Raw genomic sequence first — 13,179 nt, 5'->3', positions numbered from 1 at the left:
GTCCGGTTGGCGCTTTGCTGAAAGGGCTGCGTCCGTGGGGGGCGAGCGTCCGCACAGCAGAGGCAGGGGGTCTTCAGCGATGGCTTCTCTGAACTACGAAATCCTCACCAACCCGGCTCCGCTCCAGGTTCCGGAGGCAGGCGACGAATCGCAGGGAGCGGTCCACATCGTCGTCTCCAATCCGACCATGGACGAGGTGATCTGGTACTCGATCGAGGTACGAGTCCCCGCCGGTCCGGCGGAGGGTGACCTGACGCTCCATCCGAAGGCGATCAACGCACGGGTCGAACAGAACACCGCGACGAAGCAAGGGGAAGACCCGCTGGTCGTCTGGGACGGCGACACGGGCGTCCTCACCGTGACCGGCCGCCCCAACACGCTGTTCCAGAAGGCCGGCTCCATGGTTCTCGTACTCGACGGGTTCCCGGTCTCCGGCACGCCGGGACTGGTGCTGCTGCACGTGACGGAGAGGGCGGCGAACGGCGCCAGGGTACAGAGCAACCCCGTGACCCTGGGGCTGCTGAAACAGGTGTCCAAGGCCCCGCGCAACTTCCGCCCCAAGGACTCCCTCGTTGCCGCGGGCAGCGACGTGGTCCTGCGGTGGGACGGTCCCGACACGCTCACGTACCGGATCCAGGGTCCGGACGGGCCGCCGGAGACCGTCACGTCGAGGAAGGGTTCCTCCGGCTGGGAGTGGTCGCCGAAGGCGGGCCGGGAGCCGAAGCGGGATGCCACGTACACCCTGATGGCCACCTCCCCGGGTTCGCAGCAGCCGGGCTCCTTCCTCACGACCACCGTCCACCTGCGCAGCCCCGAGTTCGAGAGCGTGACGGCGACGACCGGGGTGCACACCCCCTGGGTCGAGGGCACGGGGAACAGGGGCCGGATCACCTTCACCGCGCGGGGCGCGCAGTTGCAGGACGAGGCCCGGGCGCCGGGCACCATGGCGGCGGCCACGGCCGACGTGGAGACGGTGACCGCGACGCGGGTACGGGGCCGGGACAGCGATGCGGGGTGGATCCGGTTCCCGTCGGACGGGATCAAGGTCGGCCACGGCACGGGAGACGACCTGGGTACCGTCACGGCCGACAAGATCAGCGTGAACGGCACCAACACCCAGTGGGTGGGGGACCGCGACGCGGGCAAGGGGTGGATCGAGTTCCCGCAGTCCGGGGTGAACGTGCGCAAGGACGGAAAGCAGGACTGGGGGACCGTCGCCGCCGACAAGGCGGACCTGAACGGCGTCAACACCAAGTGGGTGCAGGGCCGCACGGCCGCCGACGGATGGATCGAGTTCCCGGCCGCCGGGCTGAACGTGTTCCAGGGCGCCGGAAACCGCCAGTGGGGAACCGTTGCGGCCGACAAGGCCGACCTGAACGATCTGGCCACCCATCGGGCCCGGGTCAAGGAACGCCTCACCCTCCAGGGAGGGCTGACCGTCGACAACGTGCTGGAGACGCAGGACGGGCCGCCGCGGCTGATCGTCCACGGCGAGTCGGAGTTCGAGGGAAGGGTCAACGCGAACGGACACCTGTCGGTCCGCAATGCGGGGGCCTGGGTCATGCACACGAACGACGGGAAGATATCGATCAACGGTGACCTGCGTGTCCAGGGGGACTCGCTGTTCATCGGCAAGGTGAACGCCAACGGGCACCTGTCGGTCCGTAACGCGGACGTCGGTTGGATCATGCACACCCGCGACGACTTGGTCGCGATCAACGGCGACCTGCGCGTCCACGGGGCATTCCGCTCGGACAGTTGACGGCCGACGGCGCGGACGGGAAAGGGTGCGCGGGCACGGCCGGCTCCACAGGACCCGGCCGTGGCCCGGCGCCGGCCGGCCTCCTGCTCGGCCGACGCCGCGCACGCGCCGCGGCCGGGGCTGCTGCGAACGGGTGAAATGCGGATGGGGGTCCGGCGCGCCGCGGGTGCCACCGCATCCGAAGAAACGATCGGGCCTTGGTAGGACGGGCGCGTTCCCACGCGACCGAAAGGTGCTCGCCATGTCTCCCACCACCCGCAACGCGCCAGGGCCAGGGGCGCCCCGGCGGCCGAAACCCCGCCGCCGGCCCGGTCTGGCAGCGCTGCTCACCGGCATTCTGGTGGCCGCCGTCCTCCCCCTGGCCGCCGGGGCGCCGCAGGCCCGGGCCGCCGTCGGCATCGCCGAGTACCCCGTACCCACCCCCAGCACCCCGGTCGGCATCACCACCGGCCCGGACGGCAACCTGTGGTTCACCGAGGCGGTCGGCAACAAGATCGGCCGGATGAGCCCGACGGGCACCCTCATCGCCCAGTACCCCCTGCCCGGCGAGTTCAGCACCCCGCACGACATCACCACGGGCCCGGACGGGAACGTCTGGTTCACCATGCAGCACTTCGACTCCCGCGTCGGGAAGATCGACACGAGCGGCACGGTCACCGAGTACCACCTCCCCGAGCAGTTCGTCGAGCCCACCGGCATCACCGCGGGCCCGGACGGGGCCCTGTGGTTCACCGAGCAGAACGGCCACCGCATCGCCCGCATCACCACCGCCGGCGCCCTCACCGAGTACCCCCTGCCCGCCGGCTCCGGCCAGCCGTCCTACATCACCACCGGCCCTGACGGGAACCTGTGGTTCACCGAGATCGGCGCCAACCTCATCGGCCGCATCACCCCGTCCGGCGTCGTCACCGAGTACCCGGTCCCCGGCGGAGGCGGCCCGACCGACATCACCACGGGCCCCGACGGGAACCTCTGGTTCACCGTGTTCGGCGGCAACCGGATCGGCCGGATCAGCACCTCCGGCGTGATCACCCAGTACGACGTACCGTCGAACGGCGGACCCTCGCCCCAGCCCCAGGACATCACCGCGGGGCCGGACGACAGCCTGTGGTTCACCGAACGCAACAGCGGGAAGATCGGGCGGATCAGCACGTCCGGCGTCATCGCCGAATTCCCCCTGCCCTCCTCGGAGCGCGGTCCCTGGGGCATCACCAAGGGCCCGGACGAGGACATCTGGTTCGCCGAGACCTCCAGCTTCATCGGGCACCTCCACCTGACCGACGCCGACCTGGCCGTCGCGAAGTCCGACACGGGCTCCGACCCCGTCGTGGAGGGCCAGAACGTCACGTACACGCTCACCGCGACGAACAACGGCCCGCAGACGGCCGAGGGGGTCGTCCTCCAGGACACCCTCCCCGCCGGACTGCAGTTCGTCTCGGCGTCTCCCGGGTGCACCGCGTCCGGCGCCACCCCGAACGTCGTCACCTGCGGCATCGGCACCCTCACCGCCGGAGCGAGCGCCGCGCGGACCATCACCGTGACGACCACGACCGAGGACCTCGCCGTCGACACGGCGGGTGTGGCCGGCGCGGTCTCCGACCCGACCCCGGCCAACGACACCGCGACGGAGACCACCACCGTCGGCGCGGTCACCTGCTTCGGCGAACAGCCCACCATCACCGGCACCCCCGGCAACGACCAGATCAACGGCACGCCCGCACGTGACGTCATCCTCGCCCACGGCGGCAACGACACCATCAACAGCGGTGCGGGCGACGACCTCGTATGCGCGGGCCCGGGGGCGGACTCGATCACCGGCGGCCCCGGCAACGACCGCATCGCGGGCGGGGCGGGCGACGACACCCTCCACGGCTCCCCGGGCGACGACACCGTGACCGGCGGCCCCGGCGACGACTCCCTCTTCGGTGACGTCGGCAACGACACCCTCGACGGCGGCACCGGCACGAACAGCAACAACGGCGGCCCCGGCACCGACGTCTGCACCAACCCCGGGACGGGCACCGGCTGTCCGTGACCTGACCCGACGGAGTGCTCCCGGGACCGGACCCATACCGGGAGCACATCCGCCACGACCCCCTGATGTAATAATCAACCTAGGAGTTCATCTGTTACCTCATCGGGGAGGAACGTTGCCTTTCGCGCACACGGCCGAGGCCGTACGAGCATGGGTGGACGGTTGGACCGTTTCGCGCGGCGCAGCCGAACCCGTGCCCCATGCCTGGGGCTTCACCGTCGACGTCGGCGCACCCGGACACGTCATGCGCCACGTCCTGCACTCCGCGGACGAAGCGACCGTCCGCAAGGTCACCGAGCATTCGACCGCCCCCGGCATCTGGTTGAAGGCATTCGTCCCACCGGAGAGACTCGAGCCCTGGCTCGCCCCCGGCTGGCACCTCGCCGGCGGAGCCGGCCACCTGATGTCCGCCCCGCTACCCGTCGCCCATGGCCGAGACCTGACCGGGACACCCGACGGATACCGGATCGACACCTGGACCCGTGCCGGCGTGACCCGCGTCCTGGTACGCACCGCCGACGGTGCTTTCGCCGCGCGCGGCCAGATCGCCGTCACCGGCCTCGTTGCCGTCGTGGACCAGGTGGAGACCGACCCGGCCCATCAGCGCCGCGGCCTGGGACGCCTGGTGATGCGCAACCTCACCGCGGCGGCCGCGGAACAGGGAGCCGCGAAAGGCGTGCTGGGCGCGACGCCGGAGGGACGGGCCCTGTACGAGACGCTGGGATGGCGCGAACTGGCCCCGCTGACAAGCGCCGTGCGAGGTCCCGGGTCGTAAATGAGAGGCAGGGTCCCCCTGATGCGCGGTACGGTGCGGCGGTGTCAGCGATCAAGAAATTTCAAGTCACCTTCGACTGCGCGGATCCCGAGCGCGTCGCTCGCTTCTGGTGTGAAGTGCTGGGGTACGTCGCACCATCGCCACCGGAAGGCTTCACCACCTGGGACGCATACAACCGCACCCTGCCTCCCGAGGAGCAGGGCTCATGGTTCGCCTGCAGTGATCCCTCAGGCGTGGGCCCCCGCCTGTACTTCCAGCGCGTCCCCGAAGGCAAGACCGCCAAGAACCGGGTGCATCTCGACGTCCGGGTCGGCACCGGGCTCGTGGGGGACGAACGCCTCGCCGCACTCGAAGCCGAGTGCGCACGACTGGTCGCGCTCGGTGCGACCCACGTGCGAACGCTGTACGCCGATGAGGAAAACGAGTCGTGCATCCCGATGCTGGACATCGAGGGCAACGAGTTCTGCGTCGACTGAATGACCTGCGGGCCAGGGAGGTGGGGAGCCACCTCCCTGGACCTCCGCTCTACCGGGGGTACCTCGTACGGACCGCGCCGAGTATCGCCCCCGTCTGGGCGGAGCGGAGGGGGCCGGGGCATGCGTGGCCGCCCCAGTCCCGGCCGCCCATGCTGTGGACGCCGAACCCCAGGCCCAGCGGCGTCGAGGCGGGCTCGAGGGGCCAGCCGTGCTGCGCCATGCCCCAGGCGTAGATCCGGGCGACCGCGTCCACCTGCCGCGCGGTGAGCGGCCGGCTCGCGAATCCGGAGGTCTCCACCGAGAGCCACGAGGGGTTCCCGGCGCCCTGGGCCCAGGCCCGGTCGTGCGCGGAGACGTACTGTTCGATCTCGCCGGCCTGCGAGACCCAGAAGTGCGAGGAACACTCCACTGCCGGGTCGCTGAAACGATCGTGGAGCGAGTTCTCGCCCTCCTGCACATGCAGGACCAGCCCCCGCATCTCCCTGATCCCGCCCGGAGTGAAGTTCACCTCCAGCGGCCTGCGGTTGACGTCCGGCATCCACGCCTGCCCGCGCGCGGGAGACGTTTCGGGAGGTGGCGCCGACTCGCCCTCCTCCCGCGCGTACGTCCGGACGGGCCCGGGGTCCCTGCCGAAGCCGACGACGCCGAAAGCGGTGGCGATGAGTCCGCTGCTGGTGCAGACCATCGCGGTGCGGCGGGAGAGCAGTCGCGGCTTCGGTTTGCGGTGGGTCACGCGAGCTGCCCCGCACGGACGGGGCGGGGACCGCAAGTCCCGCCGCGAGGCTCGGACGTGAACGCCCGTCGGGAACGGAGCATCGGTGGATCCTTCGCTGGGCTGAACGCTCTCCACCGGAATACTTGCCGACCTTTGGTGTCGGAATGAGACCGGATCATGACCGTTTCATGACAGCCCGGCGGGTGTGCTCACAAAGCCCGGCTCTTCGACCTGCTCTCCGCCGGGGCCGCCGTATCGGGCCGTGCGGAAGCGCCGACGGGGCGCGCGCAGGGCAGCGCGGCAACCGGGTCCGGCACGGCCTCGTGCCGTTCCTCGTGCCGCTCCGGGATGCGGTCCTGTTCGAAGGAGCGGAGCAGATCGGCCGCGACGCTCACCGCGATCGTGGCGGGTTCCTTGCCGGTGATCCCGGCGATTCCGATCGGGGTCTTGATCCGGTCGATGGCGGCGGCGTCGTGGCCGCCCTCGGTGGCCAGGCGCCGGCGGAACCGCGCCCATTTGGCGGACGAGCCGATCAACCCGATCGAGCCGAGACCCGCGGTGCGCAGGGCGGCGTCGCACAGTGCGGCGTCCTCGGCGTGATCGTGGGTCATGATCAGGACGTGGGCGCCGGGCGGCAGCTCCGCGAGCACCTCCTCCGGGAGCAGAGGGGTGTGGTGCACGTGGATCTGCGCCACCGCGTCCGCGAGCACGCCGAGTCGTTCGTCGGTGAGCATGTCCGGGCGGGTGTCGATCAGGTGCAGGTCGAGGTGGTGGCGGGCCAGGATGCGTGCCAGTTCCAGTCCGACGTGCCCGACGCCGAAGACCGCCACCGCCTGGACCACCGGCAGCGGTTCGAGCAGTACGGTGACGGCTCCGCCGCAGCACTGCACGCCGTGCCGGCCGGTGACCTTGTCGGTGAGGGCGAATTCCATCAGCTCCGGCTCCGGATCCGGACCGGCCGCGCGGTTCAGCTCGCGCGCCCGATCGATGGCCACGGCCTCGATGTTGCCGCCGCCGATCGAACCCCAGGTCTCGGTCCGTCCCACGACGAGTTTGGCACCGGCCCGGCGGGGTGCGTGGCCGCGCACGGTCGCGACGGTCACGAGCACGCCGGGTTCCCGGCGCGCCCGCAACCGCGCGACCGCGGCCACCCAGCTCATGTCAGGCATTGCTCACAGCGCTTGCGTCGGCGGGGGCCCCGCTGCCGTCGGGGACGCGACCGTCGTACCGCACGCCCGCCTCGCGGGCTGCCTCGATGGCCCAGTACACCGCCTCCGGCGTCGCGGGGGAGGCGAGCTCCACGCTGATCCCGCAGGGCCCGAACTCCCCGACCGCCTGCCGCAGTGCTTCCCGCACCGAGAAGGCCAGCATCAGCGGAGGCTCGCCCACCGCCTTGGACCCGTACACCGCGCCCTCCTCGGTGGCGTTCTCCAGCAGCCTGACGTTGAACTCCTCGGGCATCTCCGAGAAGCTCGGCAGTTTGTAGGTGCTCGCGGCCTGCGTCAGCAGCCGACCGCGGTGCGGCCCGTCGCCGGCGTCCCACCGCAGGTCCTCGAGGGTGAGCCAGCCCGCGCCCTGCACGAAACCGCCCTCGACCTGACCGATGTCGATCATGGGGGAGAGGCTGTCGCCGACGTCGTGCACGATGTCCACCCGCCGGATCCGGTACGCGCCGGTGAAGCCGTCCACCTCCACCTCGGTGGCGGCGGCGCCGTAGGAGAAGTACTTGAACGGCGAGCCCTGGAACGCCTTCGCGTCCCAGTGCAGGCCCTCGGTCCGGTAGAAGCCGGCCGCCGACAACTGGACCCGCTGGAAGTACGCGGTGCGCACCAGGTCGTCCCAGGCCAGCTCCTTGTCGCTGCCGAGGACGCGTGCGACGCCCTCGACGATGCGCACGTCCGCGGCGTTCGCACCCAGCTGGGTTCCGGCCACCTGCAGCAGCCGCCCGCGCAGCTGCTCGCAGGCGTTCTTGACCGCCGCGCCGTTGAGGTCCGCCCCGGCACTGGCGGCGGTCGCGGAGGTGTTGGGCACCTTGTCGGTGCGCGTCGGGGCCAGGCGCACCTTGTGCAGCGCAATGCCCAGCGTGGTCGCGGCCACCTGCAGCATCTTGGTGTGCAGGCCCTGCCCCATCTCGGTGCCGCCGTGGTTGATCAGGACCGAGCCGTCCTTGTAGATCAGCACCAGCGCGCCGGCCTGGTTGAAGGCGGTGAGGTTGAACGAGATGCCGAACTTGATCCCGGTGATCGCCAGCGCCCGCTTGGTGTTCGGGTGCGCGGCGTTGAAGGCCGCGATCTCGCGCTTGCGATCGGCGATGCCCGCGTCGTCCTGAACCTGCCGCCAGACGACGGAGATCCGTTCGGGATGGGTGACCGGCTGTCCGTACGGCGTCGCATGCCCCTGCCGGTAGAAGTTGCGTTCGCGCAACTCCATCGGATCCAGGCCGAGCAGGGGCGCGCACCGGCCCATGATGTCCTCGATCACCAGCATGCCCTGCGGCCCGCCGAAGCCGCGGAAGGCGGTGTTGGAGACCTTGTTGGTCTTGGCGATGCGACCGGTGACGCGCGCGTGGGGAATCCAGTAGGTGTTGTCGATGTGGCACAGCGCGCGGGCCACCACGGGCTCGGACAGGTCCAGGCTCCAGCCGCCGTCCGCGGTCAAGGTGGCGTCCAGGGCCTGGATGCGGCCCTCGGCGTCGAAGCCGATCTTCCAGGTGGCGTGGAAGCCGTGGCGCTTGCCGGACATGGTCAGATCCTGGGTCCGGTTGAGCCGTACCCGCACCGGCCGGCCGGTCAGCATGGCGCCGAGCGCGGCGACGGCCGCGAACCCGTGCGGCTGCATCTCCTTGCCGCCGAAGCCGCCCCCCATCCGCAGGCACTGCACGGTCACCTCGTGGCTGTGCAGGCCGAGGACGTGGGCGACGATCTCCTGCGTCTCCGAGGGATGCTGGGTGCTGCTCTGGACGAACATCTGCCCGCCCTCGTCGACCTGGGCCAGCGCCGCGTGCGTCTCGAGGTAGAAGTGCTCCTGATCGGAGAACTGGAACTCGCCGGTGAACACGTGCGCGGAGTCCTCGAAACCGGCGTCCACGTCACCGGTCAGCATGACCGGCCGGGCGCCGTGAAAACTCTCCGCCTCGATCGCTTCCCGCAGCGTGATCACGGAGGGCTTCTCGTCGAGTTCCACCTCGACGGCCGCCGCTCCGAGCCGGGCCGCCTCCAGGGTCTCGGCGAGCACCCAGGCGACGGCGTGGCCGTGGAACATGACCTCATCGGGGAAGAGCGGTTCGTCGTGCTTCATCCCGGCGTCGTTGACGCCGGGAACGTCGGCGCCGGTCAGCACGCGGACCACACCGGGCACGGCCAGCGCCGGCTCGGTCCGCAGCGCGGTGATCCTGCCATGGGCCTTCATGACCTGGACCGGGTGGGCGTGCAGTACGTCCTTGGTGCGGTGGACCAGGTCGTCGGTGTAGAGCGCGGCGCCGGTGACGTGCAGGTTGGCGCTCTCGTGCGGCATCGAGACACCGACGACGGGCTTTTCGGGACGCTCGGACAAATGGCTCATGACGACACCGCCTCGGTGGTTCGCGCGTACAGCTTCAACAGGCTCTGGCCGAGCATCGCGGAGCGGTAGCCGGCGCTGGCGCGGTGATCGTCCATCGGTGTGCCCTGGGCCCGGAGCACCCGGGCCGCCGCCTCGACGGTCTGCGCCGCCCACGGCTCGCCCTCCAGGGCCGCCTCGGTGGCGAGGGCGCGGATCGGGGTGGCGGCCACGCCGCCCAGGCCGATGCGTGCCTTGCGTACGATCCCGTCCTCGATGTCCAGCGCGAAGGCGACCGCCACGCTGGAGATGTCGTCGAAGCGTCGTTTGGCGATCTTGTGGAAGGCCGTGACGGGCGACAGCGGCAGCGGGATGCGCACCGCGCGAATCAGCTCGCCGGGGCGGCGCACGCTCTGCCGGTAGCCGGTGAAGTAGTCCGAGAGGGCGACCTCGCGCTCACCGTCGACGCCGGCGAGCACCACCGATGCCTCCAGAGCGAGCAGCACCGGCGGGCTGTCGCCGATGGGGGACCCGGTGCCCAGATTGCCGCCGAGGGTCGCGCTGTTGCGAATGAGTCGGGACGCGAACTGCGGGAACAGCTCCGCCAGCAGCGGGACGCTGCCGTCGAGGCGGCGTTCGATCTCCGTGAGCGTCTGCGCCGCGCCGATCTCGATGCGGTCGGATTCGACGCGCATCCCGCGCAGTTCGGGCAGACGGTCGACCGCGACCACGCAAGGGGCCCGACGGGAGCGGATGTTCACCTCGACGCCCCAGTCGGTGCTTCCGGCTACGACCACCGCGTCGGTCCGCTCGCGCAGGAGCCGCAGTGCGTCGGCGAGGTTGCCCGGCCGCAGGAACGTACTGTCGTCCCTGGTGTATTCGGTGGAGACCGGTTCGGGCGGCGACTGCTCGCGGCGCCGCGCCAGGGGGTCGTTCTCGGTGGGCGTGCCGACGGCGAACGCGGCGTCGCGAATCGGGCGGTAGCCGGTGCAGCGGCACAGGTTTCCGCTCAGCGCGTGCAGATCGAAGCCGTTCGGACCGTGCTCGGTGCCGGTGCCGGTGCCGGTGTCGTCGGACGGGTCGGGGTGCGCGCAGCGGTCGGGCCGGTAGTACTCGGAGGCCATGCTGCAGATGAATCCCGGTGTGCAGTAACCGCATTGGGAGCCGCCGCGTACGGCCATCTCCTCCTGCACGGGGTGCAACGCGGCCGGCGTACCGGGCTCGCCGGCCGTGGCGAGGCCTTCGGAGGTGATGACCTCCTGGCCGTCGAGCGCCGCGACCGGGAGCAGGCAGGCGTTGACCGCCACCCAGTCGGTGGGCTTGTCCACCCCGGGACGGGCCACCAGGACCGAGCAGGCGCCGCATTCACCCTCGGCGCAGCCCTCCTTGGTGCCGGTGAGGCCGCGGTCGCGCAGGAAATCCAGCGCGGTGGTGTGCGGTGCGGCCGGTGCAATCGGTGTTTCTTTCCCGTTGACCGTGATCCGCGCCGCTACCACGGCGCACTCGCATTTCGGCGCGCGGCCGATGTCACTGTCCAAGTCGCCATTTCAGGAGCTTTCTCTTTCGATGGTCGCAGCTCGACAACTCAGAGCGCGACAAATCGACACGCAACGGCGTGCCGTGAAGGGTGACAGAGAGGGGAAGGTGCCCGGGCCGCAATCAGGCGCGCCGGGAAGGGGGCTGCTCAGCAGCCGTGTGCGACACGACCGGGGGCCCAGGCGATCTGGTGTGCGAGGCGAAGCAGCTCGGAGAAGTTCGACATCCGGCTTCGCCTCCTTCCAGTAGTGCTCCCGAGTCGGTGCGGTCGAAGTTACGTCGCCGCAGGTTCATCGGTCAAGCGCATGTGGGTGGATTCCCCGAGCGGGGGCCACGCCGTGCGGCGGATGTTCGTACGCGCAACCAGTTGCGCCCGGACCTGATCCGTTGGTCCGCCGACTTCCGTCCCGGGGCCGGGGTATCGGATCCGGCGGATCCGCCCCGGCCCCGAACGGGGTTGCCCTACACGGCGGCCGGCAGGACGTGGTCGCCGACTTTGTCCGTGCTCAGGCACAGCGAGCAGACGACCGCGTCGTGGGTGACACAGGCGGCGAGGTCGGGGCGCTCGTAGGGCAGGCGGCAGACGTGGCAGTCGAAGGTGGCCGCGCTCGGGTTCCCGTCGGTGTCCAGGAGCGGCTCGTCGATGCCGTCGTCGGTGCGGCGCACGTAGTAGCGCCCCTTGGTGACCACGGCCATCAGCGGGGTGAGGACGAAGGCGATGACGGCCGCGGCCACGGGTGAGTACGGCTGGAGGGTGTCGCCGAGGAGGTGGAAGTACATGGCGATCGACAGGCCGGAGGCGGCGAGGAAGGCCACGACACCGACCGGATTGACCGCGTGGAGCATGCCCCGGCGGAACTCCGGCTGGAGCGGGGACAGCTTCAGGACGTATTTGTTGATGCCGATGTCGGTGGCCACGGTGACCACCCAGGCGATCGCGCAGTTCGAGTAGAAGCCCAGGATGCTTCCCAGGAAGCTGAACATGTCGGCTTCCATCAGGGCGAGCGCGAAGCCCAGGTTGACCAGGACGAAGACCATGCGGCCGGGGTAGTGCCTGGTGACGCGGGTGAAGGAGTTCGTCCAGGCCAGAGAGCCGGAGTACGCGTTCGTCACGTTGATCTTGATCTGGCTGATGACCACCAGGGCCACGGCCAGCGGGATGACCATCCAGGACGGCATCATCGCGTCGAAGGCGCTGCGGAACTGCTGGATGGGCTCGGGCGCGGCCGCCGGTCCGACCTCGGCGATGATGTAGACGGCGAGGAAGACGCCGATGGCCTGCTTGAGAGCACCGAGCACGACCCACCCGGGGCCGGCCATGACCACGGCGGTCCACCAGGTGCGCTTGTTCGCCTCCGTCTTGGGCGGCATGAAGCGCAGGTAGTCGATCTGCTCGCCGATCTGCGCGATCAAGGACAGGCACACGCCCGCTCCGAGCATGACCGAGGCGGTGTTGACGGCCCCGTCGCCGTTCGTGCCGGGGTAGGCCAGGAAGCGGTCGACGGTGCCGGGGTCCTCGGCGATCAGGTAGACCAGCGGGCCGGCCATGAGCAGCAGCCAGATCGGGGTGGTCCACACCTGGAGCGTGCTCAGCGCCTTCATGCCGTAGACGACCAGCGGGATCACCAGGAGCGTGGAGACGGCGTACCCGAGCCACAGCGGCAGTCCGAGGCCGAGTTTGAGGCCCTGGGCCATGATCGAGCCTTCGAGCGCGAAGAAGATGAAGGTGAAGCTGGCGAAGATGACGCTCGTGACGACCGAGCCGTAGTAGCCGAAGCCGGAGCCGCGGGTGATGAGGTCGAGGTCGATGTTGTAGCGCGCGCCGTAGTAGGCCAGTGGGAATCCGGTGACGAAGATGACGACCGCGGCGACGGCGATGGCCACGAGCGCGTTGCCGGTGCCGTGGGCCAGGCCGATGCCGGCGCCGATGGAGAAGTCGGCCATGTAGGCGATGCCGCCGAGGGCCGTGGTGGCGACGACCATGGGTGTCCAGCGGCGGTAACTGCGCGGTGCGAAACGGAGGGTGTAGTCCTCCAGCGTCTCCTTGACCGCCTGGTCGGCAGGGGTACTCCTCGCCTCTGCCGTGGTCCGTCGCGACTCGGTGGTGCTCATGCCACGCCTCCCGTTGGGGCTGGGTGCAGGTGATGCGGTGCGGAGCCCCGTGTGGCGCCGTTGGCAGGACGGGGACGATGGGCCGTCATGAGTGGTTTCCGGCAGCCCTGTTCACGGCTGCGGTCGCACGGTCGGTCACGCTAGAAAGCGGTTGTTACCCCGGGGTGCGCGTTGTGGTGAACACCGTGTTGCGGCAGTCGGGAGCGGCGGCGTACGCCCCTGAGCGCGCGA

General features: G+C 70.3%; 9 protein-coding genes. 4 read left to right on the top strand and 5 right to left on the bottom strand.

Going from position 1 to position 13,179, the window contains the following annotated elements; all coding sequences use genetic code 11:
• Positions 1–79: 79 nt before the first annotated feature.
• From ACFYZS_RS05395 to ACFYZS_RS05380, 4 genes are all read left to right on the top strand, one after another.
• The gene (locus tag ACFYZS_RS05395; protein ID WP_389007071.1) at positions 80–1,762 is read left to right on the top strand and encodes a hypothetical protein; all 1,683 of its coding nucleotides are present in this window, start codon (positions 80–82) and stop codon (positions 1,760–1,762) included.
• Between the two features lie 241 nt (positions 1,763–2,003).
• Positions 2,004–3,797 carry a hypothetical protein gene (locus ACFYZS_RS05390; RefSeq protein WP_389007069.1) on the top strand — a complete coding sequence of 598 codons (1,794 nt, stop codon included), beginning with the start codon at positions 2,004–2,006 and terminating at the stop codon, positions 3,795–3,797.
• Between the two features lie 115 nt (positions 3,798–3,912).
• Positions 3,913–4,572 (top strand): GNAT family N-acetyltransferase, encoded by a 660-nt coding sequence (locus ACFYZS_RS05385; protein ID WP_389007068.1) that lies wholly within the window; start codon positions 3,913–3,915, stop codon positions 4,570–4,572.
• A 41-nt stretch (positions 4,573–4,613) separates the two neighbouring features.
• Entirely contained in the window at positions 4,614–5,048 is a 435-nt protein-coding gene (locus tag ACFYZS_RS05380) for a VOC family protein (RefSeq protein WP_389007066.1), read from the top strand.
• 49 nt (positions 5,049–5,097) lie between these two features.
• Here the strand turns inward: ACFYZS_RS05380 and ACFYZS_RS05375 are convergent, their stop codons facing one another.
• The 5 genes from ACFYZS_RS05375 to ACFYZS_RS05355 all read right to left on the bottom strand — a co-directional run bounded on the left by ACFYZS_RS05375 (position 5,098) and on the right by ACFYZS_RS05355 (position 12,948).
• Positions 5,098–5,781, bottom strand: coding sequence for an N-acetylmuramoyl-L-alanine amidase (locus ACFYZS_RS05375; protein ID WP_389007064.1), 684 nt, complete (start codon positions 5,779–5,781; stop codon positions 5,098–5,100).
• A 191-nt stretch (positions 5,782–5,972) separates the two neighbouring features.
• Positions 5,973–6,923 carry a xanthine dehydrogenase accessory protein XdhC gene (xdhC, locus tag ACFYZS_RS05370; RefSeq protein WP_389007062.1) on the bottom strand — a complete coding sequence of 317 codons (951 nt, stop codon included), beginning with the start codon at positions 6,921–6,923 and terminating at the stop codon, positions 5,973–5,975.
• 1 nt (position 6,924) lies between these two features.
• Positions 6,925–9,324 (bottom strand): xanthine dehydrogenase molybdopterin binding subunit, encoded by a 2,400-nt coding sequence (gene xdhB, locus ACFYZS_RS05365; RefSeq protein WP_389007060.1) that lies wholly within the window; start codon positions 9,322–9,324, stop codon positions 6,925–6,927.
• Complete coding sequence (locus tag ACFYZS_RS05360; RefSeq protein WP_389007545.1) at positions 9,321–10,796, bottom strand: xanthine dehydrogenase small subunit; 1,476 nt, start codon at positions 10,794–10,796, stop codon at positions 9,321–9,323. Before ACFYZS_RS05360 ends, xdhB begins: the two co-directional genes overlap by 4 nt.
• 502 nt (positions 10,797–11,298) lie before the next feature.
• Positions 11,299–12,948: a purine-cytosine permease family protein gene (locus tag ACFYZS_RS05355; protein ID WP_389007059.1), complete on the bottom strand. Its 1,650-nt coding sequence runs from the start codon at positions 12,946–12,948 to the stop codon at positions 11,299–11,301.
• Positions 12,949–13,179: the final 231 nt, after the last annotated feature.

Origin of the sequence: Streptomyces sp. NPDC001903, from assembly GCF_042891345.1 — a bacterium.
Taxonomy (GTDB): Bacteria; Actinomycetota; Actinomycetes; order Streptomycetales; family Streptomycetaceae; genus Streptomyces.
The sequence above is the reverse complement of the archived record's forward strand: the minus strand, read 5'-3'. Positions and strand labels throughout refer to the sequence as shown.

Coding starts and splice junctions, on each gene's coding strand:
- ACFYZS_RS05395 (WP_389007071.1), top strand. CDS start 80: ATGGCTTCTCTGAACTACGAAATCCTCACCAACCCGGCTCCGCTCCAG.
- ACFYZS_RS05390 (WP_389007069.1), top strand. CDS start 2,004: ATGTCTCCCACCACCCGCAACGCGCCAGGGCCAGGGGCGCCCCGGCGG.
- xdhC (WP_389007062.1), bottom strand. CDS start 6,923: ATGAGCTGGGTGGCCGCGGTCGCGCGGTTGCGGGCGCGCCGGGAACCC.
- xdhB (WP_389007060.1), bottom strand. CDS start 9,324: ATGAGCCATTTGTCCGAGCGTCCCGAAAAGCCCGTCGTCGGTGTCTCG.
- ACFYZS_RS05355 (WP_389007059.1), bottom strand. CDS start 12,948: ATGAGCACCACCGAGTCGCGACGGACCACGGCAGAGGCGAGGAGTACC.